General features: G+C 67.0%; 21 protein-coding genes and 1 pseudogene. 12 read left to right on the top strand and 10 right to left on the bottom strand.

The genetic code is table 11. The annotated features are described in order from the left end of the window. From MT490_RS03070 to MT490_RS03045, 6 genes and pseudogenes are all read right to left on the bottom strand, one after another. Window positions 1-218, bottom strand: a pseudogene (locus tag MT490_RS03070) (lipopolysaccharide biosynthesis protein); the annotation flags it as partial. Between the two features lie 27 nt (window positions 219-245). Continuing rightward, the gene (locus tag MT490_RS03065) at window positions 246-992 is read right to left on the bottom strand and encodes a response regulator transcription factor (RefSeq protein ID WP_297384155.1); all 747 of its coding nucleotides are present in this window, start codon (window positions 990-992) and stop codon (window positions 246-248) included. A gap of 380 nt (window positions 993-1372) precedes the next feature. Continuing rightward, window positions 1373-2053 carry a PIG-L deacetylase family protein gene (locus MT490_RS03060; RefSeq protein WP_297384154.1) on the bottom strand — a complete coding sequence of 227 codons (681 nt, stop codon included), beginning with the start codon at window positions 2051-2053 and terminating at the stop codon, window positions 1373-1375. Then, window positions 2053-2964, bottom strand: a complete 912-nt coding sequence (locus MT490_RS03055; RefSeq protein ID WP_297384157.1) for a formyltransferase family protein — start codon at window positions 2962-2964, stop codon at window positions 2053-2055. Before MT490_RS03055 ends, MT490_RS03060 begins: the two co-directional genes overlap by 1 nt. Window positions 2965-2966: 2 nt before the next feature. Further along, window positions 2967-3527: a sugar transferase gene (locus MT490_RS03050; RefSeq protein WP_297384152.1), complete on the bottom strand. Its 561-nt coding sequence runs from the start codon at window positions 3525-3527 to the stop codon at window positions 2967-2969. Beyond that, window positions 3524-4711, bottom strand: coding sequence for a glycosyltransferase family 4 protein (locus MT490_RS03045; RefSeq protein WP_297384150.1), 1188 nt, complete (start codon window positions 4709-4711; stop codon window positions 3524-3526). The genes MT490_RS03050 and MT490_RS03045 overlap by 4 nt, the downstream gene beginning before the upstream one ends. A gap of 368 nt (window positions 4712-5079) precedes the next feature. Here MT490_RS03045 and MT490_RS03040 point away from each other — a divergent pair, with 368 nt between their 5' ends. The 11 genes from MT490_RS03040 to MT490_RS02990 all read left to right on the top strand — a co-directional run bounded on the left by MT490_RS03040 (window position 5080) and on the right by MT490_RS02990 (window position 17295). Next, a complete protein-coding gene (locus MT490_RS03040; RefSeq protein WP_297384149.1) occupies window positions 5080-7251 on the top strand; it encodes a nucleoside-diphosphate sugar epimerase/dehydratase in 2172 nt (723 codons plus the stop codon). Between the two features lie 77 nt (window positions 7252-7328). Beyond that, entirely contained in the window at window positions 7329-8537 is a 1209-nt protein-coding gene (locus MT490_RS03035) for a DegT/DnrJ/EryC1/StrS family aminotransferase (RefSeq protein ID WP_297384147.1), read from the top strand. After that, a complete protein-coding gene (locus MT490_RS03030; protein ID WP_297384145.1) occupies window positions 8534-9379 on the top strand; it encodes a sulfotransferase in 846 nt (281 codons plus the stop codon). The genes MT490_RS03035 and MT490_RS03030 overlap by 4 nt, the downstream gene beginning before the upstream one ends. Before the next feature lie 134 nt (window positions 9380-9513). Beyond that, window positions 9514-10089: a polysaccharide biosynthesis/export family protein gene (locus tag MT490_RS03025; protein ID WP_297384144.1), complete on the top strand. Its 576-nt coding sequence runs from the start codon at window positions 9514-9516 to the stop codon at window positions 10087-10089. Then, window positions 10080-11321 carry an outer membrane beta-barrel protein gene (locus MT490_RS03020; protein ID WP_297384143.1) on the top strand — a complete coding sequence of 414 codons (1242 nt, stop codon included), beginning with the start codon at window positions 10080-10082 and terminating at the stop codon, window positions 11319-11321. Before MT490_RS03025 ends, MT490_RS03020 begins: the two co-directional genes overlap by 10 nt. After that, window positions 11318-12535, top strand: coding sequence for a glycosyltransferase family 4 protein (locus tag MT490_RS03015; protein WP_297384141.1), 1218 nt, complete (start codon window positions 11318-11320; stop codon window positions 12533-12535). Before MT490_RS03020 ends, MT490_RS03015 begins: the two co-directional genes overlap by 4 nt. After that, window positions 12532-13452: a sulfotransferase domain-containing protein gene (locus MT490_RS03010; RefSeq protein ID WP_297384139.1), complete on the top strand. Its 921-nt coding sequence runs from the start codon at window positions 12532-12534 to the stop codon at window positions 13450-13452. The genes MT490_RS03015 and MT490_RS03010 overlap by 4 nt, the downstream gene beginning before the upstream one ends. Before the next feature lie 2 nt (window positions 13453-13454). After that, a complete protein-coding gene (locus MT490_RS03005) occupies window positions 13455-14579 on the top strand; it encodes a glycosyltransferase (protein WP_297384137.1) in 1125 nt (374 codons plus the stop codon). A 117-nt stretch (window positions 14580-14696) separates the two neighbouring features. Continuing rightward, the gene (locus MT490_RS03000) at window positions 14697-15413 is read left to right on the top strand and encodes a metallophosphoesterase family protein (RefSeq protein WP_297384135.1); all 717 of its coding nucleotides are present in this window, start codon (window positions 14697-14699) and stop codon (window positions 15411-15413) included. After that, complete coding sequence (locus MT490_RS02995) at window positions 15395-16393, top strand: ATP-grasp domain-containing protein (protein ID WP_297384133.1); 999 nt, start codon at window positions 15395-15397, stop codon at window positions 16391-16393. The genes MT490_RS03000 and MT490_RS02995 overlap by 19 nt, the downstream gene beginning before the upstream one ends. Further along, window positions 16390-17295 carry an NAD(P)-dependent oxidoreductase gene (locus MT490_RS02990; protein WP_297384132.1) on the top strand — a complete coding sequence of 302 codons (906 nt, stop codon included), beginning with the start codon at window positions 16390-16392 and terminating at the stop codon, window positions 17293-17295. Before MT490_RS02995 ends, MT490_RS02990 begins: the two co-directional genes overlap by 4 nt. On the opposite strand, the gene MT490_RS02985 is transcribed toward MT490_RS02990, so the two are convergent. From MT490_RS02985 to MT490_RS02970, 4 genes are read right to left on the bottom strand one after another with little or no spacing between them, the layout of a single operon-like run. Further along, a complete protein-coding gene (locus MT490_RS02985; RefSeq protein WP_297384130.1) occupies window positions 17296-18342 on the bottom strand; it encodes a sulfate/molybdate ABC transporter ATP-binding protein in 1047 nt (348 codons plus the stop codon). Continuing rightward, window positions 18339-19160, bottom strand: coding sequence for a sulfate ABC transporter permease subunit CysW (gene cysW / locus MT490_RS02980; RefSeq protein ID WP_297384129.1), 822 nt, complete (start codon window positions 19158-19160; stop codon window positions 18339-18341). The genes MT490_RS02985 and cysW overlap by 4 nt, the downstream gene beginning before the upstream one ends. Continuing rightward, window positions 19160-20011: a sulfate ABC transporter permease subunit CysT gene (cysT, locus tag MT490_RS02975; protein ID WP_297384127.1), complete on the bottom strand. Its 852-nt coding sequence runs from the start codon at window positions 20009-20011 to the stop codon at window positions 19160-19162. The genes cysW and cysT overlap by 1 nt, the downstream gene beginning before the upstream one ends. Then, a complete protein-coding gene (locus MT490_RS02970; protein ID WP_297384125.1) occupies window positions 20008-20994 on the bottom strand; it encodes a sulfate ABC transporter substrate-binding protein in 987 nt (328 codons plus the stop codon). Before MT490_RS02970 ends, cysT begins: the two co-directional genes overlap by 4 nt. A gap of 493 nt (window positions 20995-21487) precedes the next feature. Here MT490_RS02970 and MT490_RS02965 point away from each other — a divergent pair, with 493 nt between their 5' ends. Further along, window positions 21488-24445, top strand: coding sequence for a TonB-dependent receptor (locus MT490_RS02965; protein ID WP_297384123.1), 2958 nt, complete (start codon window positions 21488-21490; stop codon window positions 24443-24445). Window positions 24446-24764 lie beyond the last annotated feature (319 nt).

The raw sequence follows: 24764 nt of genomic DNA, 5'->3' as shown, positions 1-24764 counted from the left end.
AGGACCATCACCATGATCCCGTAGGCCGCAACGCCGAGCGACCGGGCAGCGATCGCCACGCTGACCAGCATGATCAGCGCGTTCAGGAAATTGCCTGACAGCAGATGCGCGACTGCGGTCAGCCTTCGTCGGGTTCCCTTGACGAGCAACCCGCCCGCGTGCGCGCGAACCGTCTCGCGCGCACGCGCGACGAAGACCTTATCGAAACCGCTCGCCATGCGTCGATCCAATCCAACGAACGGGTTTCAGACGTGGATCGCCACCGGTGCGGGGGCAGGCAATTGCGCGGGATGCGGCATGCTGTCGATCGAGGCGGGCTCGATATCGTAGCAGCGGCCCCGCATGCCGTGATTGGCGGCCCAGATCGCGGCCTGCGTTCGGTTCTTGACGCCGAGCTTGCGGAGCACGGCCTTGACGTGAACCTTCACAGTCGCCTCGCTGATCTCCATGCGGCGGGAGATGACCTTGTTGGGGCATCCCATGATCAGCCAGCGCAGGATCTCGCGCTCGCGCTCCGACAGGCAGGCGGCGTCGACCGACTGCTCCATCTCGGGCGCGTTCTCGAATGCCGGCCGCGACTGCAGCTCGTCCGCGAGCTGCGAAGGCAGCACGCGTTCGCCCATGGCGACCAGGCGCAATGTGCCGACCAGCCGGTCGCACGAGATTTCCTTGACGATATAGGCGCGCATGCCGAGCCGGAACGCCTTGAGCATGATCTGGAAATCGAACCGGTCGGAAAGCATGACGAGGTTCGAATGCGGGAAGCGGGCCTGCAACTCGACGATATGGTCGGCGTCGCATTCCTCCGCGCCATTGTCGATCAGCACCAGCTCCGGCGATCGATCCGCATCGCAATCGATGCTCGCCGTGAGCCCTTGGCTCGAGCTGGAGGACTGAACGATATTGAATTCGCGCTCCGCCAGGATGCGGCTGAGGCCTTCGCGGATGATGGAATTGCGGCAAAGCAGCAGTACATTCACACGATCGGACATAAGTACCCCCAAATTCGTGGGCGTCCAACCGGTCAATAGGGGCACTGACTGGAGACGTCCTATGTCTCTGTTTTTAACACCGTGCGACACTCATTTTTTCTGTTGATGGATCGTTATTATCACGTTGTTAGCATATGCAAAATATCACATTTGGATACATCTCGCTAAATCGCTGAAAGAATATGAGATTCTGAGAAGCGATTGCCGGCTTCACGCGCTTTTGGCGACCGACATTACGACTTTCGAGGTATCTTTCTTGATCTGATCCGGATCGGATCAAATTCCCCGAGTCGCCATGGGAATTGAACGGTTCCGAAACGACTTGGACCGTCCAGCGCACGAACCGATCCGGAGACGTCGGACGGAGCGGCAAGACCGCATCAGAAAATTTGCCGCACCGCGACAAAGGCTTCCGCCGCGTGACGATAGACCGTTGCCCCACGCGCGACGGCGAGCGCGCGGATCGTCTCGAGCGATCGCTCGTCCGGGCTCTCTTTCTGCTGTGATGAATAGATCTTGAACGCCTCGAGCTTGGCGTCGAGCGTCTCGCTTATGTCGACGAAGCTGTTGGGCTGGAACCCCGGAGTGATTCCCGGGGCCAGCCAATTGGTCTCCGACAGCGTCTCGTAGGCGAGAACCGCGCCTGGGCATCGCCTGGACCGCGGCCTCGCATGGACCATCGCCGCGCTGAAGACGATCTGATGGTCGAGATGGATATCGCCGACGAAAGGCACGAACAGAAGCTCGGGCGCGATCGAATCCAGCGTGGCGGCCAGTGCCTGGTTCAGCGTCGCGCGGGGAACCTGGTCGAGCGCGGCGGCAGGAAGATCGAGGAAGTGCGTCTGACGGACGCCCATAAAGGCATGCGACGCCAGCGTCTCTTCCCGGACCTGCGCCACAAAGCCCTCGTCGAACAGCGGAGGGCGGCCGCGGGTCACCACAACCACATGGACCTCGGCACCGGCCTTCACCGCACGGATCATGGTGCCGCCGCAACCCAGTACGTCGTCGTCCGGATGGGGCGCCACGACGGCGATCCGCGTGCCTGGGCCGAAATGCATCAATCGCTCCTGCCCAAGAATGCGTGGAGCCCGGGGCGGCGCTCGCCCGCGCCCCATTCGGTGACGCTGACCGCCGATCGGGCACCGCACATGACCACGAACCTGTCGTCCGCGACGGCGATCACCTGCCCCGGCGAAGCGAGGTGACGGCTCGCGTCCGGGACCGGCTCGGCCGCCCATATCGTCAGCGGCGCCGACCCGGCGTTGGTCGAGGCGCCCGGATAGGGCCGGCCGGCCGCGCGGACCAGCCGGAGCACCTCCGAGGCCGGCGCCGACCAGTCGATACGTCCGTCGGCCGGCGTCCGCCGCGCGCACCAGGTCGCGCATGCCTCGTCCTGCCGGCGTCGCGGTTCCTCGCCCCGTGCGAGCGACGCCAGCGATCGATCGAGCATGATGCCCAACGCCTCCATGTGCTTGGCGTAGAGGCTCGCGGCGGTCTCCCCTGGCGACAGGTGGAAATAATGCTGGTCGAGCAGGTCGCCCGTGTCGGTCCCGCCGTCGATCCAGAAGAGCGAGCCGGCGGTGATCGGCTCCTGGTTCAGGATCGTCCACGGGATGGCCGCCCGCCCGCGCATGCGGGGAAGCGCCGAGGGATGGTAGCCGATCACCCGGTTCGGAGCGAGATCGAGGAAGCGCGATCCGCAAATCTGCGACCAGCCGACCACGAAGACATGGTCCGCGCCGACGGCCTCGATTGCCGCGAGCGAGGTGTCCCGATTGATGTTGTCGACGCGGATCACCCGGCTTCCGATCCGCTCGGCCGCGGGTCCGAGATCGACGAAATCGGAATGCCGCCCCGCCAGCCCCTCGTCCAGCGTCACGACCGCTGCCAGCGTCCATTCCGCGCTCCGGGCGAAAGCCGAGAGCGCGACCGCGCTGCTCTCCACGGCGCCGACCAATATGGCGCGCATCGTCACAGCCCGACCCTGCGCTCGCCCGCGATCACGACGGCCACCGTCCGCAGCACGATGCGCCAATCGAGCCACCAGGAACGATTGCGGACATACCAGGTGTCGAGCGCGAGCTTCTCGTCCCGCCCGAGGAGCGTATTGCCGCTCACCTGGGCGAGACCGGTCAGCCCCGGCCGGACCGAGCCGCGTAGCACGCCGCCCTCCCCCATTTCGGCGATCGTCTCGGGGAGGAGCGGACGCGGCCCCACCAGGTTCATGTCCCCCGCGATCACGTTCACGAGTTCCGGGAGCTCGTCGAGCCGCGAACGGCGCAGGAAACGCCCGACCCCGGTCGTGCGAAGCGCGTCGGGCAGCAGGTCGCCTGCTTCGTCGCGCAGTTCGCGCATCGTGCGGAACTTGACCATGCGGAACGGCGTGCCGCCCTTGCCGCTGCGCATCTGCCGGAACAGCACCGGCCTTCCGAGGCTGCAGACGACCAGCCCCGCGACGATCAGCATCATGGGCAGGATCAGCACCAGCACGAGCAGGGCCAGGACGGGCTGGAGGCGGACGGCCCGGTTCACGCGGCGGCGGCAATCGTGCCGTCGACCGGCCGGGACGCCTCCGGCGATGCCATCGGATCGGGTCCGATGACCCCCATCTCCGCGAGGAGCTGCCGATTGACGCGCTCCACGTCATAGATATCGACCGCCACCTGCCGGGCCGCTTCGCCCATCGGCTGCAGCAGCGCGGGGCATTCGAGGAACCGCTCCATCGCGTCCGCCAGCGCCTCCGCGTCGCGTGGCGGCACGAGAAAGCCGTTGCGCCCCTCCTCAATCGGCTCGCGACAGCCCGGCATGTCGGTGGTGATCACCGGCCGACCGGTCGCCAAGGCCTCCAGGATCGTGCGCGGCAGGCCTTCGCGATAGTAAGAAGGCAGCACGAAGACATGCGCCGAGGCCAGATAGGGGCGAACGTCGCGCGTCTCGGCGAGCAGTTCGACGAGCCCCTCGTCCTGCCACGCCTGCATCTCCTCCGCGGCATAGCCGGTCGGATTCTCCGTTTCCGGGCGGCCGAGGAGCAGGAAGCGCGTGCCGGGCCAGCGCGCACGCACCCGTCGCGCCGCCGCGACATACTCGCCGACGCCCTTGTCGCGCATGAGCCTGCCCATCATCAGGAAGGTCGTCGCGCCGGCCGGCATGGGCTGGGCCGCGAAATGGCCGACGTCGACGCCCGATCCGGGCACCTGCACGACGCGCTGTCGGTCATCGACGATATGGTTCGCGAGCATCGACCGGCGATCGTCCCCGTTGAACACGAAGATGCAGCGAGCGCGGCGGACGCCTGCGCGATAGAGCGCCGAGACCAGGCGGCGAAGCCCGCGACGCGTGCTCGCCTCGTCGCTGAACACGTAACCCAGGCCGCTCATGATGGCGTAGAAGCGCGGTCGCCCGAATAGCCGCGCCGCGATGCCGCCATAGATGATGGGCTTCTGCGTATAGGCGACGACCATGTCCGGCCGCTCGGCGCGCATCAGCCCGACATAGCCCGCCAGCGTCGCGAGATCGCGCAGCGGGTTGGTTCCGGCTCGCGCCATCGGCGTCAACCGGAAGCGGACGCCCGCGCGCGCAAGCGTCTCGACGACCTCGGGTTCGGCGTCGGGGGCACATGCCACGACGTCGTGCCCCTCCGCCGCCATCCGCGCGATCAACGCACCGCGGAAGTTCACGAGCGACCAGGAGAGGCTCGACAGGATCACGATCTTCACGGCGCACTATCCTCCTGCCGCGACGCGCGGATCGCGGACGCGCTCGGGAACGGCTTCCCTCGGCCGCGGGCCATGGGAAACGACGCTCGCATTTCGGAAGGCTTATAGCCGCGCACGCGGATCGAGGCGGTGCGCATCGGTAGATACCCCGTTTGGTCAGACGGAGAAAAGCGGAGCGCTTTTGATGGCTGCGCGCTCGATTTCTACCCACAATGAGCTGGCGGCTTCTCTGGTCACGCGATCCTCAGGCATAAAGGATAGTAACCGGTAGATCGATTACGACGCTCCCGCCCGCCGGATACCTTCTGTCTCTACAGGCTGCCACTCGGAAACCGCAGCGCTGTCCTGGCAGAGAGGAGCGTCGCAAGATGTCGTCTATTGCATCAGCCGCGCCGGATGTTGCGGAGGAAGCAGGCCTGACGGCGGACGCAAGGCCGACGACGCCCCCGAATGCAGTCGGACGCGTTTGGGCCGGGCTCGACGGACTGGCGCGATCGTTCGCGCTCCGTAGCCCGGCGCAATTCTGGGCCGCGCGGCTCACCGCCGTCGTGACGCTGGACGCCTTGGCCATCCTCGCCGCGCTGCGCCTGACGCGTGCGCTCCTGCCCGGCACCCGCACGCTGCAGATGCTGAACGATCTGTGGTTCGCCACCGCTTTCACCGTGGCGACGCTGGCGACGCTCTTCCTGATCGGCGCCTATCGCCGCAGCTGGCGGTTCCTGTCGATCGGAGACGCTCTTTATCTTACCGCGACGCTGATGGTCAGCTCGTCGGTGATCTGGCTGATAACCGCGACCTTCGTCATTCCACAGCGCGTCTACCGCGTCGAGCTTCTGACATTCGTCGTCGTGCACGTGCTGCTGATGGCCGTCGCGATGCTGGCAACCCGGATCGCTCGCCGCCAGCTTCGCGATTACCTCAAGGAAGTGCAGGCGTTTCGCAGCACGCGTCGCAAGCGGCGCGTCCTGCTCCTCGGCGATGCCGATTGGGCGTGCGCGATGATCGAACTGGTGCGCACCGATGTGCAGTCCGAGCTCGAGATCGCCGGCGTGCTCACCTTCGACGGCCGCGAGCGCAAGTTGAAGATCGCCGGGATACCCGTGCTCGGCTCACCGGAAATGCTTCCCGAAATCGTCCGGCGCCTCGACGATGCGGGACGGCGCCCGGCCAGCCTGGTGGTTCAGGAAAACCACGCGCTGCTGGATCGCCGACAGTCGCTCAGGATCGCGGCGCTCGCGGAGGCCGAGGCGCTCACGGTCTCGCGCTTCCGCAGCCCGTGGATCCGGGCGGCCGGGAACGGCGACCGCATCGACATCGAGAAGATGCCGCTCGCCGAGCTGCTCGGACGGCCCGAGGTCGTCATCCAGCATGGCTATGTCGAGCGGCTGATTGCGGGCAAGCGCGTGCTGGTCACGGGCGCCGGAGGAACCATCGGCAGCGAGCTCGTGCGCCAGCTGGCGGGCTACGGCCCCGCCGAGATCGTGCTGCTGGATCACGCCGAATACAATCTCTACGCGATCGAGCTGGAGGTGCGCGAACGCTTCCCCGGCGTCACCTTCCACCCCGAACTCTGCTCGGTGCGCCAGAGCCCCGCCTTGCGGCAGGTCTTCGAACGCCGGCGTCCGGAGATCGTCTTCCACGCCGCCGCGCTCAAGCACGTGCCGATGGTGGAGGCGAATCCCTGCGCGGGCGTGCACACCAACGTGCTCGGCACCCGCAACGTCGCCGATCTGGTGTGCGAGTTCGAATCGATCGCGATGATCCAGGTGTCGACCGACAAGGCGGTCAATCCCGTCGGGCTGATGGGCGCGACCAAGCGGCTGGGCGAGCTCTATTGCCAGGCGCTCGACCTGATCGGGGGCTGCGATCCCGACAGCCCGCGTTTCCTCACCGTGCGCTTCGGCAACGTGCTCGGGTCCAGCGGTTCGCTGATCCCGCTCTTCCACCGCCAGATCGCGGCGGGCAAGCCGGTGACCGTCACGCATCCGGACATCGAACGCTTCTTCATGACCATCGAGGAAGCGGTGCTCCTGATCCTTCAGAGCAGCGCGCAGGCGCTGGAGAGCGACGCGGATCGCGGAATGATCTTCGTTCTCGACATGGGGCAGCCGGTCAAGATCGTCGAGATCGCCAAGCGCGTGATCCGCGCGGCGGGTCTCCGCCCGGGCACCGACGTGCCGATCCAGTTCATCGGCCTGCGTCCTGGCGAGAAGCTGTACGAGGAGCTGTTCGATACCTCGGAGTCCAAGATCGAGAGTTCGATCCCGGGCATCTTCGAAGCCATGCCCAGCCCCATCCCGCTCGAGCTGCTGGTAGAGGGATTCCGTCAGCTGGAATGCCTCATCGCCACGGGCGACGCCGCGGAACTCACACGCCTGACGCACGAGATGGTCCTGGCTTCGGCCAGTTCGCGCTGGGCCGACATCTTGCGAAGGCTGGCTGAGGAATCCGGAGGCAAAGCGAGAGTCAGCCAGCCCGCCACGCTGTTCCCGGGGGCACCTTCGGTCCCGGTGATCCCTTTGAGAAGGGTGGTCGGATGATGGCTTATCCAAATGCACAGCCGATGCAGATCATAGTCCCGGCATCCATCCCAGGCCTTGTTTCTGTACCGATCCCGGTGCGATCCAGCCCGCTGGATCGTCCGGAGCTTCGCTGGCCGCAGCACGATGCGGACGAGATCGAGGCAGTCGCCGCCGTCCTCGGCAGCGGCCGGGTCAACGCGCTCGTCCATGGCGATCATACGCGGCGGCTGGAACGCGAGTTCGCGAGCTACTGCGGCGTTCCCCATGCCATCGCGGTCTCGAACGGGACGACTGCCCTCGAACTCGCGATGCGGGCGCTCGGGATTGGACGGGGCGACGAGGTGATCGTTCCCGCGCGCAGCTTCTTCGCGACCGCGGCGAGCGTCGTCGCGGTCGGCGCCACGCCGGCATTCGCCGACATCGATCCGGTGAGCCAGACGATCGACCTGGAGTCGGTCCGCTCGCTGGTGGGGGATCGCACGCGCGCGATCCTGTGTGTGCATCTGGCAGGCTGGCCCTGCGACATGGCCGGGCTGACGGCGCTCGCCCGCGATGCGGGTCTTTGGCTGATCGAGGATTGCGCGCAGGCCCATGGCGCCGCGTTTCGCGGACGCAGGGTGGGCAGCTTCGGCCATGCCGCGGCTTTCTCCTTCTGCACCGACAAGATCATGTCGACCGGCGGCGAAGGCGGGATGGTGCTGCTCAAGGACCGTGATCACTGGGCGCGCGCCTGGGCGTTCAAGGATCACGGCAAGAATCCCGAGAAGATCTTCGCGCACGCACCGGGCAGCGGCTTCCGCTACGTCCATGACAGCTTCGGCACCAACTGGCGGATGACCGAGATGCAGGCGGCGATCGGGCGATGCCAGCTGGCGAAGCTGCCGCGCTGGCTCGCCCTGCGCCGCCGCAACGCCGAGGCGCTCCTCGCCGAATTGCACGACGCGCCGGGCGTCGAGCTGCCGCACATACCGGCGCATGTGAGCCACGCTTTCTATCGCCTGTACCTGTCCATAGCCCCGGAGGCGCTGCCCGGCGGGAGCGCCGCCCCGCTGATCGACCGGATGGTGCAGATGGGGATGCCGGTCGGCAGCGGATCCTGCGCCGACATGTCGCGGGAAGCCGCGTTCGACGGTCTCGACCTGCGCCGCGCCAACAATCTCTCGGTAGCGGCGGAGATCGGCCGCCGTACGATCGCCTTCCCGGTCGATCACCTCCTCGACGAGGCCGATATGCGGCGCATGGCGAACTGCCTGCGCATCGCACTCGCCGAGCAAGCCGCAACATCGAAGGAATTCGCCCAATGACCGCCGACGCCCGTTTGCCCAGGTTCGTGATCATCGGCGCCGTCAAGGCCGCGACGACGTGGATCCACAATCAGCTCCAGGCGAACCCCGCGATCTTCCTCCCCGGCCCCGAACCCCATTTCTTCAGCCAGGACCATCATCGCGGGATCGATCATTACCGGCGGCTGTTCCACGCGGCGCGTCCGGAACAGATATTGGGCGAGAAGTCCGCCGATTATTTCGCGCATCCCGCGGCGCCGGGGCGCCTGGCCAGGATCATGCCCGGCGCGAGGCTGGTCCTCCAGCTCCGCAACCCGGTCGACCGCGCTTATTCCGACTACAAGATGCTCTACCGTCGCGGCACCGTCACCGGGCCGCCCGAGGCTTATCTGCATTCGGGCGCGACGCGCCACCATCGCTTCCTCCGCGACGGGCTCTATGCCGAACACCTCTCCCGCTGGCTGGAGCATTTCGATCGCGAGCAGATCCGCGTCCTGCTGTTCGAAGACGTGAAGTCGCAACCTGCGCAGGTGGTCGCCACGGTATGCGAGCATATCGGCGCGCCCTATCACTTCTCGGACGAAGTGGGCACCGCGCCGCGCAACGACAGCAGCGCGCAGTTCCTTCCGTTGCCTGTCCGCACCGCGCTGGCGCCCCTCAAGGAGGCCGCCCGTCCGCTGCGCGGCAAGCCGGTGTTCGAAGGCGTGCGGCGCATGTTCGCGCGCGAGATCCAGTACCCGCCGCTGAGCGACGCCACGCGCCGCCAGATGGCGGACTATTATGCTGCGGACATCGCCCGGCTCGAGGCGATGATCGATCGCGATCTCTCGCACTGGCGCGCCAGCCGGCGGATCGCTGCCTGACATCCCGTCCTCGCCACGAGATTCCCCAAGAGAGGATTCCAGTCGTCCGTTTTCGCCTGTTCCGAGCCGGAATTGCCACACCGGAATCGGGCCCGGAAGCATAGAGTTCGTGCAACTCTGAGGGAGTGAGGCAGATGCGAACTGGGTTCCTTCATGCGGTCGCGCTTACCCTGACGGCTACGACGGCGGCGTGCTCGAGCGGCCTTTCGAGCCTCGACAACCTGCCACCGGCGCCGATCGCGGCCTATCGGCTCGGCGCGGGCGACGAGGTCCGTGTGCTGATCCCCGGCCTGACCGCCGCCGAGGCGACGAACGTGACCTATGTGATCAACGATCGCGGTCAATTGTCGCTGCCGCTGCTGGGGGACGTCGATGCGGGCGGCCAGACGGTGCCCGAACTCCAGCAGAGCATCGCCACGCAATTGGCGCAGCGCCAGCTGCTCAACGCCCCCACCGTCAGCGTCCAGCCGGTGCGACTGCGGCCCGTCTACATACTGGGCGAGGTCAAGACGCCGGGCGAATATCAATACCGCGCCGGCATGTCGGTGCTCGCGGCGATATCGGTCGCCGGGGGCTATACCTTCCGCGCGCAGCAGGACGCGGTCGAGATCACGCGGACCGTCAACGGCCGGCCGGTGGTGGGCAAGGCGACGCCCGCCGACATGATCCAGCCAGGCGACACCGTACGGGTCCACGAAAAGTGGTTCTGAGAAAGCTCGACCGGCGCGGATGGTCGGCCGTCCTGCTGCTGTGCGGCATGCTCCCCGCCACGGCGGCGCGTGCGCAGGAGATCCCGGAATCCACCCCGGTCCTCGATCTCCCCGCGGACGTGTTCGCGCCGACCGAGCTACCCTTCGGCGGCGGCAAGCTCGAGATCGGCGGAACCGCACGGATCGAATATGACAGCAACATCTTCGCCCAGGCCTATGGCGAGGACGCGGACACCAAGCTCATCCTGCGGCCCTATGTCGCGCTGAAGCATAGCGGTTCGACGCTCGACGTCTCCGTCCGCGCCGAGGGCAATTTCCGGCAGTATTTCAAGCACGACAGCGAGAGCGCGGCCGGCGGCCAGGTACGCACCGCCCTCGCCTGGGCCTTCAGCCTCGCCGACAAATTGGTCCTGCTCAGTGGATGGCAGCGCGGCATCGAGGATCGCGGCGAGCCGGAAGCGCGGACCCTGCCCTCGCTCGGCCCCCGCAAGTTCGACAATTTCGATGCCGACCTCTCCTACAGCCACGACGGTCCCCGCCTCGGCTTCACCCTGCGCGGGACGGCGGAGATCTTCCGCTACACCGACCCTGTCGACCGCAACCGCAACCTCAAGAGCTACGCCGTGACCGCGCGCGGCAAGTATCGCGTGTCGCCGCTCATCAACGGATTCGTCGAAGGCTTCGTGAACAAGCGCGACTTCGCGCCCACCGTCGGCGAGAGCGGCCTCGATCGCGATTCCAACACCTATGGCGCTCGCATCGGCGCGGCGATCGATCCCGGCGGGACGATACGCGGTGAGCTAGCGTTCGGCATCTACCATTTCGACCCGGTCGACGCGCGACTCGACGCACGGACGGGCCCCTCGGCGCAGGCCAGCGTCATCTTCCAGCCGCTCCCGCGCACGGCCTTCACGCTCGACGCTTTCGTCGGCAATGTCGCGACCTATCAGGCCGGCGCCCGTTCCCGCGAGGACATCCGCGTACGGCTCGGCATCCAGCAGGAGATCCGCCACAATCTGCGCGCGCAGGCGGGGCTGATCTACCGCCGCAGCCGCTTCTTCGGCAGCGGCCAGGTCCAGGACATATACGGCGCCACCGCCGAGCTCGAATATCTGATCAACCGCCGGCTGATCCTCGCGGGCGACATCCGCTACACCCGGCGCAACAGCACCGATCCGCTCGACGAATTCTCGCGCTTCCGCACCGCGATCACGCTGAAGTTCCACTATTGAGGTACGATCGCGCCTCGGCCGCGCTGGCGGAGGAACTGGCCGGAGCCGCCGAGCCGGCGAGCCCTGCGCCTGCCGTCCCCCCGAAGCCGGCCGGCAAGGCGCCGCATATCGCCTTCGTCCTGCAGGGCCTCGGCGCGGGCGGCTCCGAGCATATCGTCAGCCTGCTCTGCAACCATTTCGCGGCACAGGGCTGGACCGTCTCGCTGCTCGCGTTTGAGCATCGCGAGACCGTGCCCTATTACGCGCACCATCCCGCCGTCCGCATCCTTCCCCTCGGATTGAAATCCGCACCGCGCGGCGCCCTCTCCGCGATCGGTGCCGTGCGCGCCAGGAAGAACGCCCTGCGTCAGGCCTTTCGTTTGCTCCGGCCTGACCTCGTCGTCAGTTTCCTGACGCGCACAAACATCCTGTCGGTGATCGCCGCCCGGGGCCTCGGCATCCCGATCATCGTCTCGGAGCGTAACAACCCTGCCCTCCAGACGGTGGGCCCCGTCTGGGGCGCCCTGCGCCGCTGGTCCTATCCGCGCGCGGACGGGTTCGTCACCATGACCGCCGGCGCGATGCGCTATTTCGGCGACGCGGTGCCGCCCCGGACCTGGGTGATCCCCAATCCCGCGACCGCGCCGGCGGACCTTCCCGAACCGCGATCGGACGGACGCACCATCGCCGCCGTGGGCCGGCTGGTCCCGCAAAAGGGCTTCGATCTGCTGCTGGAGGCCTTCGCCAAGGCCAGGGACGCGATCCCCGAATGGAAACTCGTGCTGTGGGGAGAAGGCCCGGACCGGGCGGCGCTGGAGGCGCAGCGCGACCGGCTCGGCCTCGCTGCGCGGGTCGAGATGCCGGGCGTGACCGGCCGCCCCGGCGAATGGATCGCGCATACCGACCTGTTCGTCCTCTCGTCCCGCTTCGAAGGCTGGGGCCTGGTCGTCGGCGAGGCGATGGCCGCGGGACTGCCCGTCATTTCCTTCGACTGCGAATGGGGCCCGGCGGAAATGATCGAGCGGGATCGCAGCGGCATCCTAGTCCCCAATGGCGACGTGGATGCGCTCGCCGCCGCGCTCGTCGACCTGTGCAGCGACCACGCCGCGCGCGAGGCAATCGGCAAGGCGGCCGCCGAGCGGATGCGCCACTTCACGCCCGAAAGGGTCATCGGCGAGTGGCAGGCCGCGATCGGCGAAGTGTTGGAAATGACGCGGCGGAAGGTGGAGCGATGAACAATATGCCCCTCAGGAAGATCGTCCGCTCAGTGCGGCGGCGCTGGCGCGACGAGCCGCAACTGTCCGTTGCCGCGAAGCGCGCCGATGCCTTCCTCGTCTCTTATCCCAAGAGCGGGCGGACCTGGCTGCGCTATCTGCTCTCCTGCTATTTCGCCGAGCTGGCGGAGCTGGGCTTCCAGCCCGACCTCGAGACGATGTTCCGGGTGCTGCCGAACTTCGATCTCGATCCGGTCCGGGGGATCGGCGCATTTGCGGGCGAATCCCGTCGCGATCGCATGCCGCTCGTCCTGGTCAGCCACCTCGAGTACAAGAGCGGGCTCTTCCTCGACCGGCCCGCCATCTTTCTCGTGCGCGATCCGCGCGACGTCATCGTGTCGGCCTATTTTCACGCCACGCGCCACAAGAAGGTGTTTTCCGGAGACATCGGTGCCTTCCTCGACGATGCGACCTATGGCCTGCCGGCGCTGACGCGGTTCCTGAACGGCTGGGCGGAGGGCCTGGACGGACGTCCGCACCTCCTGATCAGCTACGAGCTCATGCTGAGCGAGCCGGCTACGGTCGTCGCCGCCATCCTCGACTTCCTCGGCGCCGAACTTCGCGAGGACGCGATGCAGCGGGCGATCGAGGCGGCGCAGTTCGATCGGATGCGGGCCAAGGAACGCGACCAGGGCATACCGGGGCATGATTACGACCGAAGCGACACGCTGAGCCTCCGGATGCGCAGCGGCAAGGCCGGCGGGTTCGGCGAATGGCTAAGCGCTGCGGAGGCGGCGTGGATCGTCGCGCAGTGTCGGCAACGCCTGACCCCGGAGGCACGCGCACTTCTGGCGGCAACCGGCCTCGATCTCGGCAACGGTCTGCGCACCAACGGGAACGATCCCACTCCGGCCCTGCTCTCGCCCACCCAAGCCTAGGCATGCGCATCTGCCTGATCATCACGAGCTTCACCTCCGGGGGAGCCGAGATGCTCGTCGCCAATCTGGCGGAGGCTTTCAGCGCCCGCGGGCACGAGACCATGGTGCTCGCCCTGAGCGACGCGGCGCAGGTCGGCAACGATCCGGCGATGGAGCGCGCGTTGATCGAGCGGCTGGAGGGGAGCGGCGTCACCGCCCGCTCGCTGGGCCTGCGCAACCGCCGCAACGTGGCCGCGGCCGGAATCAGGCTGCGACGCACGCTGCGCGAGTTTCCCCCGGACGTGATCCATGCGCATACCGCAGCCGCATTGCCCGCGGTCGCCATGGCGCGGCCTGGCTCGCCGGTTGTGCTGACGCATCACAACAGCCGCCTCTCCTTCCCGCCCTGGGCGTTCCGTCTCTTCGATCGGGTGGTCGCGAGCTATGTGGCGATCAGCGACCAGTGCGAAGCGGCGACCGCCGCACACGCCGCGCGGCCGATCCGCAGGATCATGAACGCGGCCAGCCCGCATTTTCAGGCGACGGCCCCGCGCGGCGCGCCCTCCCGGGATCCGGTCATCCTCGCGGTCGGAACCATATCGCGGCAGAAGGACTATCCTACGCTGATCCGCGCCGCCCGCCCGCTCGTCGCGCTGCTGGCGCCGCAGGGGCGCCGTCCCCGCATCTGCATCGCGGGCGGCGGGGAGGAAATGGAGGGGTTGCAGGCCCTGGTGCGGGAGGAAGGCGCCGAGGATCTGGTAGAACTGCTCGGCGTCAGGAGCGACATTCCGGCCCTGATGCGCCAGGCGGACCTCTATGCGAGTTCGTCGCTCTGGGAAGGCTTCTCGATCGCGATGATCGAGGCGCTGATGAGCGGCCTGCCGATCGTCGCCACCAATGTCGCCGGCAATTGCGAAATGGTCCTGCCCGGCCGTAACGGCGAGCTCGTCCCCGCTTCGGATCCCAGGGCGATGGCAGCGGCGATGGCGGCCGTGCTGAGCGACGACCGGCTCTATGCCGCGCTTTCCGAAGGCGCGCTCGCTTCCGCCAAGCGATTCTCGATCGACACCTGCGCGACCGAGCATCTGGCGCTGTATCGCGATGTCTCGGCAGGACTACGCTTCGCAAGCGCGCCGGCCGTCTGCTGAATGCCCGCGCCATTGGCGATTTCGGATATTATCCGGGAGGTTCGTGTGAATCGCCGATACGCATGATATCGCTACCTTCACGGCGAGAGGCTGCCGGACCATGACAGGGCTTGGGCAGTGAGGATCGCGGTGCTCAGCGACATCCATTCCGTGAGTTCCGCGCTCGACGCGGCGCTCCGCGATGCGCGCTCCGAAGGCTTCGACGTGCTGCTGATCCTCGGCGACCTCCTCACCTATGGCGTGAACCCGGCGGAAACGCTCGAACTGGTGCACGAGGCGGTGGCGCGCGACGGCGCGATCCTCGTGTCGGGCAACCACGATCAGATGTATCTCGATACGGCCTCGGAGCCGGACTATCTCGCGCGCCTGCCCGACTGGCTGCGCGAGACGGTGGAGTGGACGGCGGCACGGATCTCGCCGGGCGCGCTGGCCGGCTTCGATTGGCAGGAACAATGGGCGGCGGGGCCCCTGCTCGCCGCGCATGCGAACCCCTTTGCGTTCGGCGACTGGACCTACCTCGCCGATACGGCCAGCGCCGATGCCGCGGCCAGGACGCTCGTGCAACGCGGCTATCGCTACGGCATATTCGGGCACACCCATCGCGCACGCCGATTTGAAGGCGAAGGCGCGGACGTCTTCACCGTCGGATCCTTGGGCCAGCCCCGCGAACTCGCCGATCCGCGGCTGCAATGGGCCATGATCGAGCTGCGGGAGGACCGGATCGACGTGCAGCCCCGGTTCGTGCCCTTCGATCGCGCCGCGCACCAGGCGGCGATACGCGCGACGACGCTCTCCCGTCCCACCCAGGACCGGCTGTGCGGGTTCTTCGCATGAAGGCGCTGGTCACCGGCGCCGGCGCGGTCCTCGGCCAGGGCATCATCAAGTCGCTTCGGCAATCGTCGCTGGCATGCGAGATCGTGGCGGCCGACCCGAACCCGCTCTCGGCCGGATTGTATTGGGCCGCCGGCGCGCACCGCATCCCCATGGCGAACGACCCGGCGTTCGGCGAAAGCATCACCGCGCTGATCGATCGGGAAAGGCCGGATGTCGTGCTCGTCGGCACCGATGTCGAGCTCGCCTGGTTCGCGCACAACCGTCCTGCCCTCGAGGCGGCCTTCGATACCCATGTCATCGTCAGCGATCCCCGCGTGATCGCGATCGCCGACGACAAGTTCGAGACTGCCCGCTTCTTCGCCGAGGCCGGTCTCCACCCGCCGCACTCCGCGCGTGGCGAAGACGCCGATGCCGTCGCCCGGCTCGTCGCCGCGATCGGATTCCCGCTGGTCGTCAAACCCAGGATCGGCGCGCGATCGGTGGGCGTCTCGATCGTGGAGGACCACGACTCGCTCGAACGCGCGCTGGTGGGACGCACCGGGCTGGTCGTGCAGGAATGCGTGGGCGACGGCGACAGCGAATATACGGCCAGCGTGCTGGTCTTCGATGGCGAGCCCCAGGCCTCGATCGTCATGCGGCGCGATCTTCGCGACGGGAATACCTACCGCGCCTATGTCGAGGACTATCCCACGCTGAACGCCGCGGTTCGGGAGTTCGGCGCCGCGCTGCAGCCGCACGGCCCCGCCAATTTCCAGTTCCGTATCGATGCCGACGGCGTTCCCCGCGTCTTCGAGATCAACGCGCGTTTCTCCGGCACCACGCCGATGCGCGCGATGGTCGGCTTCAACGAAGTCGAGATGTGTATCCGCAAGCTGCTGCTCGGCGAACCCGTCCGGCAGCCCGTTCCGACGCCCGGGGTCATCCTGCGCTTCCTCGACGAGCTGTTCGTGCCCCAGGCGCGCATCGATAGCGTGTCGTGATCCAGCGCCCCCTCCTCGCGGTCACCGGCAGCAGCGGCTTCATCGGGCGCCGCTTCGTCGAAGCCGCGCGCGCGCACGGCTATCGCGTTCGCCGCCTGGCGCGCCGGCCCGACCCGGCCGATACGTCGGACGATGTCCGGTCGTTCGATCTGTTGCAGGACAAGGTCGACGCGGCGGTGCTCGAGGGTTGCGAGGCCCTGGTGCATCTGGCCGCGCATATTCCCGCCGATCATATCGACCCGGACGAAGCCGAACGCTGCTGGCGTGCGAATGCGCTCGGCACGCTGCGGCTCGTCCGGGCGGCCATCGAGGCGGGGGTTCGCCGGTTCGTCCAGACGACGAGCGCCAACGCCTATGCGGGCTGGGAAGCGGCGCCGACGGAGACCGCCGCCATGTTCCCGCGCAGCCGCGGCTATTATCTCGGCTCCAAGATCCTGCAGGAAGTCTATGCCCGCGAAGCATGCGGGCCCGCCGGGCTGCCGCTCGCGACATTGCGGCTCGGTTCGGTCTATGGTCCGGGCCAGCGGGCGGGCGCCGTGGCCGCGCTCGCCGGCGCCTTCGCTTCGGCCCTCCCCGTCGCGCTACAGGACGGCGGCCGCTTCAGTGCGGACTTCGTGCATGTCGACGATGTCGTGGCGGCGCTGATGCTGGTGACCGACGGGACCTATGACGAGCCGTTCAACGTCGGAAGCGGCGTACGGACCTCGATCCTCGATCTGGCGCGGATGTTGGCGTCCGAGACCGGCGTGAGCAGATCGCTGATCCATGTGGAGCCCGAGGCGGGGGATGGCGATCCGGGCTTTCCCGCGCTCTGCATCGCTCGGATGCGAAGCCTCGGCTACAGCCCGCGCGACCTGAAGCTCGGCCTCGCCTCGATGGTCGCCGGAGAGGCGCGCACCTGATCAGGGCGTCTCGGGCGCCGGGAAGATGCTGCCGCGCACCGGCCTGATGGAGATGGCCTGGCCGGCCTCGATCCGCATCTCCCGGTCCATGTCGATCTCCAGGATGCGCTCCAGCCCCTCGACCCTGAACTCGACGCGCATATGGCCGTTGCGGGGCCGGATACCCGATACGATGGCGGAGATTCCTTCGCCTGCGGGCACGATCTCCGCGTCGTGCGGGCGGAAATAGAGCAAAGCGGTGCCCATCATCCCCGCCGGCGGCGCGACTGGCACGCGGACATCCCGAAAACGCACTTCCCCATTCTCGATCCGCACCGGCAGGCGATTGGATTCGCCCACGAAATCGAACACGAACGCATTGGCCGGCGCCTCGTATATCTCCCTCGGCGGCGCGATCTGCTCGATCCGGCCGCTGCTCATCACCACCACCCGGTCGGCAAGCTCGAGCGCCTCGTCCTGGTCGTGCGTGACGAAGATCGAGGTCAGCCCCATCCGCCCGTGCAAGTCGCGCAGCCAGCGCCGCAGCTCCTTGCGGACCTTGGCGTCCAGCGCGCCGAAGGGCTCGTCGAGCAGCAGCAGCCTCGGCTCCACCGCCAGCGCCCGCGCCAGCGCTACGCGCTGCCGCTGCCCGCCCGACAGCTGCGCCGGATAGCGCTTGCCGAGCCCGCCCAGCTGGACGAGGTCGAGCAGCTCCGCGACCTTCGCCGCGATCGCGTTCCGCGACGGGCGCGCGCGCCGCTTCCGCACCGACAGCCCGAAGGCGATATTGTCCGCGACGGTCATGTGCTTGAACAAGGCGTAGTGCTGGAAGACGAAGCCGACGCCGCGCTCGGCCACGCTCAGCGCCGTGATGTCCTCGCCGTCGAAGCACACCACGCCCTGCTCGGCGAACTCCAGCCCCGCCATGATCCGCAGCAGGGTCGTCTTGCCCGAGCCCGACGGCCCGAGCAGCGCGAGGAACTCGCGTGGTTCGGCCTCGAGGCTGATGTCGCGGATCGCGGGATAGTCCCCGTAGGTCTTGGTGACTCGCTTGAGGGAGATGCTCAATGCCCCGCCCTCCCGTCCAGCCCGTAGCGCCATTCGAGCACGCTCTTGAGCACCAGGGTCACCAGCGCCAGCAAAGCGAGCAGCGACGCCACGGCATAGGCCGCCACGAAGTTGTATTCATTGTACAATATCTCGACGTGCAGCGGCATGGTGTTGGTCTTTCCCCGGATATGCCCCGAGACGACCGACACCGCGCCGAACTCCCCCATCGCGCGCGCGTTGCAGAGCAGCACGCCGTACAGCAGCCCCCAGCGGATGTTCGGCAGCGTCACGTGCCAGAAGGTCTGCCAGCCATTCGCGCCCAGCGACAGCGCCGCCTCCTCGTCCGCCCTGCCCTGTTCGGCCATCAGCGGGATGAGCTCGCGCGCGATGAAGGGAAAGGTGATGAACACGGTCGCGAGCACGATGCCGGGCACCGCGAAGATGATCTCGACATTGTGCGCCTGGAGCCACGGCCCGAACCAGCCCTGCGCGCCGAACAGCAGCACGAACACCAGCCCTGACACGACCGGCGAGACGGAGAAGGGCAAGTCGATCAGCGTGACGAGGATGCTCTTGCCCGGGAACTCGAACTTGGTGATCGCCCAGGCCGCCGAGACCCCGAAGAGCAGGTTGAGCGGAACCGCGATCGCCGCGACCAGCAATGTCAGGCGGATCGCCGACCAGACGTCGGCATCGCGGATCGAGTCCATATAGGCGCCCACCCCTGCCGACAACGCCTCGGCGAACACTGCGACGAGCGGCACGAGCAGGAACAGCCCAAGATAGCCGAACCCTATGGCGAGCAGCACGAGGCTCCATCCAGATCGCCCGCGCATCAGTCGGTCATCCTGCGGCGCGCCCAGACCTGGATCAGGTTGATCAGCAGGAGCACCAGGAAGGAGGCGAGCAGCATCACCACCGCGATCGCCGTCGCGCCCGCATAATTATACTGCTCGAGTTGCGTGACGATGAGCAAAGGCGCGATCTCCGACACGTACGGCATGTTGCCCGCGATGAAGATCACCGAGCCATATTCGCCGACTCCCCGCGCGAAGGCGAGCGCGAAGCCGGTCAGCAAGGCCGGCATGGTGGCGGGAAGGATCACGCGGCGGAACGTCTGGAACGGCGTCGCGCCGAGCGACGCGGCGGCCTCTTCCACGTCGACGCTGAGGTCGGCCAGCACCGGCTCCACCGAGCGCACGACGAACGGCAGGCCGATGAAGACCAGTGCGACGGCAACGCCGGTCGGCGTGTAGGACACTTTGAGGCCGAGCGGCTCCAGCAGCGATCCGATCCACCCGTTCGGCGCGTAGAGCGCGGTGAGCGCGATGCCCGCCACCGCGGTCGGCAGCGCCAGCGGAAGGTCGACGATCGCGCTGACCACGCGCTTGCCGGGAAAGTCGCCGCGCACGAGGATCCAGGCGACGAGGAAGCCGAATACCGCATTGACCGCGGCCGCGAGCAGCGCTGCCCCGAAGCTCAGGCGATAGGCGGCGAGCGCGCGCGGCGAGAGCCCGACCTCCATGAAGCCCGACCAGCCGAGCCCGGCGGCGCGTATGAACACGGCGCTGAGCGGGATGAGCACGATCAGGCACAGCCAGGTCAACGTGAACCCGAAAGTCAGGCCGAAGCCCGGGATGATCGTGTTGCGCCGCGCCGGATGCGGGATAGCGGCGGATACGCTCATCGCTTGGTATCGGCGAAGACGCGGTCGAACAGCGCGCCGTCGGCAAAGAAGCGCGCCTGCGCGGCGCGCCACCCGCCGAAATCCTTGTCGACGGTGGCGAGCTTGAGCGTCGGGAAGGTCCCGGCATATTTCGCCGCGACCTGGGGATCGCGCGGCCGATAATGGTTGCGCGCGATGATCTCCTGCCCCTCGGGGGTGTAGAGATAGCGCAGATAGGCCGCGGCGAGATCCGCCGTCTTATGCCTCTGCGCGTTGCCGTCGATCACGGCCACCGGCGGCTCGGCCAGGATCGAGATCGACGGGATCACGATCTCGAAACCGCCCGCGCCGAGCTCCTTCTTGGCCAGGAAGGCCTCGTTCTCCCAGGCGATCAGCACGTCGCCGATGCCGCGCTCGGCGAAGGTCGTCGTCGCGCCGCGAGCGCCCGAATCGAGGACGGGGACATTGGCGTAGAGGCGCCGGACGAAGTCTTCGGCGCCCGCCTCGGACCGGCCCAGGCCGCGGCCATAGGCCCATGCCGCCAGGAAGTTCCAGCGCGCGCCGCCGCTGGTCTTGGGATTCGGCGTGATCACCTTCACCCCCGATTTCACCAGGTCGCCCCAGTCGCGGATCGCCTTGGGATTGCCCTTGCGCACGAGGAAGACGATCGTCGAGGTATAGGGCGCGCTGTTGTCCGGAAGCGCGCGCTGCCAGTCCTTGGAGAGCTTGTTCGTTCGTTCGGCAATCGCGTCCACGTCATAGGCCAGCGCGAGCGTCACCACATCGGCTTCGAGCCCGTCGATCACTGCGCGCGATTGCTTGCCGGAGCCGCCGTGGCTCAGGTTGATCCTGATATCCTCGCCATGCTCGGCCTTCCATTTGCGCGCGAACGCCGCATCCACGTCGCGATAGAGCTCCCGAGTCGGATCATAGGATACGTTGAGGAGCTGCCTCCCCTTGCTCTTGCCGCCCTCGCCCTCGGAGCAGCCGGCGAGCGCGAGCATCGCCAACGCGCCCGCGGCAATGCATCGAACGGCTCGACTCACGCGGCATCTCCATCGCTAGGGGCGATGCGCGAACTTACTTCGCATTCGCGGACTTGGAATTGCGAACCGGGTCAGCCGCCGGACTACAAAGGAGTACCGGCCGGCAAAAAGTGACGAGCCGCCGACATTTTTGGGGGGAGCACGCTCGGTGACTCACCCGTCGTCACCCCGGCCTTGTGCCGGGGTCCACATCTCCATCCAACGAGAAACTGACGATGCTTGCGGAGACGTCCCCGCAAAGACCTCCAGCCAATTCCCTGCCTGCAAGGTGGACCCCGGCACAAGGCCGGGGTGACGAGGAAGGACACCTCTGGACGCGCCTTACGCCTGCGGCCGATCCCAAAACCAGGTCGGACCAGCCTCATCGTATATTGTAGATCGTATAAAATATTTGACACTTTGTGACGAGCATGTTTCCATCCTGCGAAATGGGGAAGCAGGGAGGTTAACCATGGTCAAAATCCGCAGTAGCGGCTTCGGCGTCAGTGCCGCAGCCCTCGTCATCGCGCTCGCGTCGCCCGCTTATGCGCAGGACACCACAGTCGCGCAGGACGCGCCCGCCGCATCGGAGGACGAGCCGATCGTCGTCACCGGCACGCGCATTCCGCGGCCCAATCTAGAGAGCAACAGCCCGATCACCGTCGTCGGCGAGACCGAGATCCGCTATCAGGGCGCCACCACGGTCGAGAGCGTGCTCAACCGGCTCCCGCAATTCACCGCCGACGCCAACGAGAACGTCTCCAACGGCTCGGACGGCACCGCGAACATCAACCTGCGCGATCTCGGTTCGAACCGCGTCCTCGTGCTGCTCGACGGACAGCGGCTGCTGCCGACCCAGGCGATGGACGTCAATTTCGTGCCCGCCGCCCTCGTCGAGCGCATCGACGTCGTCACCGGCGGCGCCTCGGCGGTGTACGGCTCGGACGCGATCTCCGGGGTGGTCAACTTCATCCTGCGCAAGAACCTGGAGGGCGTCCGCGCCGATGCGCAGTTCAGCTTCTACCAGCACAACAACAACAACCAGTCGCTCCGCGAGCTGGTGACGAACAGCGGCTACAATACCGCGCCAGGTTCGGTGGCAGACGGCGAGAAGTTCGACGTCAGCGTCGCGGTCGGCACCAATTTCGCGGACGATCGCGGCAACGTCACTGCTTATGCCGGCTATCGCAAGGTGAATCCGATCCTGCAGGGCTCGCGCGATTATTCGGCCTGCGCGCTCGATCCGAATGGCGACCGTACCGGCTTCGTCTGCGGCGGCTCGAGCAACAACGAATACGGCCTCTTCACCGTGCTCGCCGATCCGACGACCGGCGCGCCCGTCACCTACAACAACACCAAGGACGGCGCGAAGACCTGGGTGCCGTACACCAGCGCGTTCCGCTACAATTACGCGCCGACCAACTATATGCAGCGCTCCGACGAGCGCTACACCGCCGGCGCCTTCGCGCATTATGAGCTCGCCACCGCGGCCGAGCTCTACGGCAGCTTCATGTTCATGGACGACAAGAGCTTCTCGCAGGCCGCGCCCTCAGCGCTGTTCCAGGGCGAGGTCTACTCGATCAACTGCGACAATCCGTTCCTGAGCGCGCAGCAGGCGAACCTGCTCTGCGGCGCGGCCGCGGGCACCGACACCAGCCGCAACACCTTCATCGGCTATCGCATGACCGGCGAGGGCAGCGCGCCGCGGCGCGACGATCTGCGCCACACCGATTATCGCTTCCAGGGCGGCGTACGCGGCGAGATCGCGCCGGGCATCCGCTACGATGTCGGCGCGCTGCGCTCGGTCATGGTCTTCAACGAGAATTACCAGAACGACATCTCGCCCGCCAAGGCGAAGAACGCGCTCCAGGTGGTCAACGTCAACGGCGTGCCCACCTGCAAGTCGGTGATCGACGGCACCGACCCCGATTGCGTCGCCATGGACGTGTTCGGCGCGGGCAATATCGATCCCTCGGTCTACGACTATATCTACGCGCCGACCTTCACGCGCGGCGAGCAGAAGATGACCGTGCTGAGCGCGAGCGTCAGCGGCGATCTGGGTGCGTTCGGCGTGCGCAGTCCCTGGGCGTCGCAGGCCCTGGGCTTCGCGATCGGCGTCGAGCAGCGCACCGAGACGCTCGACTTCCGCGCCGACGAGCTCGCCCAGCAGAAGGGCACGCTCGAATCGCAAGGCCGGATCAAGGTCAAGGAAATCTATGGCGAGCTCGGACTGCCGATCCTGTCCGACATGGCCTTCGCGCATTCGCTGAGCGTCAATGCCGGCCTGCGCTATTCGGACTATACCAATGACAGCCTCGACGGCACGGTGACCAGCTACGGCGCGACCACCTATAAGGTCGAGCTCGATTATGCGCCGTCGCGCGATCTCCGTTTCCGCGCCAGCTACAACCACGCGATCCGCGCACCCAATATCAGCGAGCTGTTCGCCTCGCGCGGGCTCGGAAACGTGCAGGGCCAGGATCCGTGCTCGGGCGCGACGCCGATCGCCTCGTTCGATCGCTGCGCGCTCACCGGGGTCACCCAGGCGCAATATGGCCGCATCCCCGAATGCCCGGCCGAGACCTGCGTCACCCAGGGCGGCGGCAATCCGCTGCTCAAGCCGGAGGAGGCCGACACCTATACCGTCGGCATGATTCTGACGCCGCGGGCGATTCCCAACCTCACCTTCTCGCTCGATTATTACAACATCAAGGTGAACAGCTATATCGGTTCGGTCGATCCGTTCCTGACGATCAACCAGTGCATCCAGACGGGCAACACCTTCTTCTGCGACCTGTTCCACCGCGATCCGACGACGGGCGTGATCTTCGGCACCGACGGCTATATCGTCGCGACAACGCTCAACACTGGCTATCTCAAGACCTCGGGCGTGGACGTAAACGCCAGCTATGCCTTCGCCCTCGACACGCTGGGCCTGGGCGACGCCGGAAGGCTCAATTTCGAGCTCGTCGGCACCTGGCTCGACAAGCATATCGTGCAGCCGCTCCCGGGCCTCGGCACCTATGACTGCGCGGGGCTGTTCGGGCCGACCTGCGGCCAGCCGACGCCGACTTGGCGCCACCAGTTCCGCACGACCTGGCAGATGCCCTGGGCGGATGCGACGCTGTCGCTCAACTGGCGTTATTTCGGATCGGCCAAGCTCTCGAGCAACACCGACAACGAGTATCTCGAAGGCACGCCCTACGTCCTCAACAGCAAGATCAACGCCTATAGCTATTTCGATCTCGCCGCGACGGTGGACGTGTTCGAGGACTTCACGCTGCGCGCGGGCATCAACAATCTGTTCGACAAGGATCCGCCCGCGATCGCCCAGGGGCTGCTCAGCTCCTTCGGCAACGGCAACACCTATCCGGGCGTCTATGATCCGCTCGGCCGCATGATCTTCGTCGGGCTGACCGCGAAGTTCTGAGCCCCTCCGCTCCCCCGTCTCGCCGCCGGCGCGTCTTGTACGTGCCGGCGGTTTTTTTGCGCCTGGGACGGATCGACATTCAGCCTCTATCTTCCCTCGCCCCCTGAAAGGGGAGTGCGAGGTCGGATCGCGCCCCGCGCGATCCTCGATCATGCGGGGCATGATCGACCTCGCACTGGTTGCGCAGACTTAGGCTCGAAGAGCCTTAGTCGGAGCTGGGTGAGGGGGTGCGGCTGCGCAGCAGCCGCGCGGAGCTGCGCTCCGCTCTACCCCTCTCCAAGCTGCGCTAGGCAGCAAGCTGCCAAGCTTCGCTATCCTC

Origin of the sequence: Sphingomonas sp., from assembly GCF_026460985.1 — a bacterium.
Lineage (GTDB): Bacteria > Pseudomonadota > Alphaproteobacteria > Sphingomonadales > Sphingomonadaceae > Sphingomonas.
Note: the sequence above shows the minus strand (reverse complement) of the source record. Positions and strands in the feature narration are given on the sequence as shown.

Bases quoted from the DNA above. Each gene is read 5' to 3' on its own strand.
- MT490_RS03025 (WP_297384144.1), top strand. From the start codon at position 9,514: ATGCGAACTGGGTTCCTTCATGCGGTCGCGCTTACCCTGACGGCTACG.
- MT490_RS03010 (WP_297384139.1), top strand. From the start codon at position 12,532: ATGAACAATATGCCCCTCAGGAAGATCGTCCGCTCAGTGCGGCGGCGC.
- cysW (WP_297384129.1), bottom strand. From the start codon at position 19,160: ATGCGCGGGCGATCTGGATGGAGCCTCGTGCTGCTCGCCATAGGGTTC.
- MT490_RS03065 (WP_297384155.1), bottom strand. From the start codon at position 992: ATGTCCGATCGTGTGAATGTACTGCTGCTTTGCCGCAATTCCATCATC.
- MT490_RS03060 (WP_297384154.1), bottom strand. From the start codon at position 2,053: ATGCATTTCGGCCCAGGCACGCGGATCGCCGTCGTGGCGCCCCATCCG.
- MT490_RS02965 (WP_297384123.1), top strand. From the start codon at position 21,488: ATGGTCAAAATCCGCAGTAGCGGCTTCGGCGTCAGTGCCGCAGCCCTC.
- cysT (WP_297384127.1), bottom strand. From the start codon at position 20,011: ATGAGCGTATCCGCCGCTATCCCGCATCCGGCGCGGCGCAACACGATC.
- MT490_RS02970 (WP_297384125.1), bottom strand. From the start codon at position 20,994: ATGCTCGCGCTCGCCGGCTGCTCCGAGGGCGAGGGCGGCAAGAGCAAG.
- MT490_RS03040 (WP_297384149.1), top strand. From the start codon at position 5,080: ATGTCGTCTATTGCATCAGCCGCGCCGGATGTTGCGGAGGAAGCAGGC.
- MT490_RS03030 (WP_297384145.1), top strand. From the start codon at position 8,534: ATGACCGCCGACGCCCGTTTGCCCAGGTTCGTGATCATCGGCGCCGTC.
- MT490_RS03055 (WP_297384157.1), bottom strand. From the start codon at position 2,964: ATGCGCGCCATATTGGTCGGCGCCGTGGAGAGCAGCGCGGTCGCGCTC.
- MT490_RS03005 (WP_297384137.1), top strand. From the start codon at position 13,455: ATGCGCATCTGCCTGATCATCACGAGCTTCACCTCCGGGGGAGCCGAG.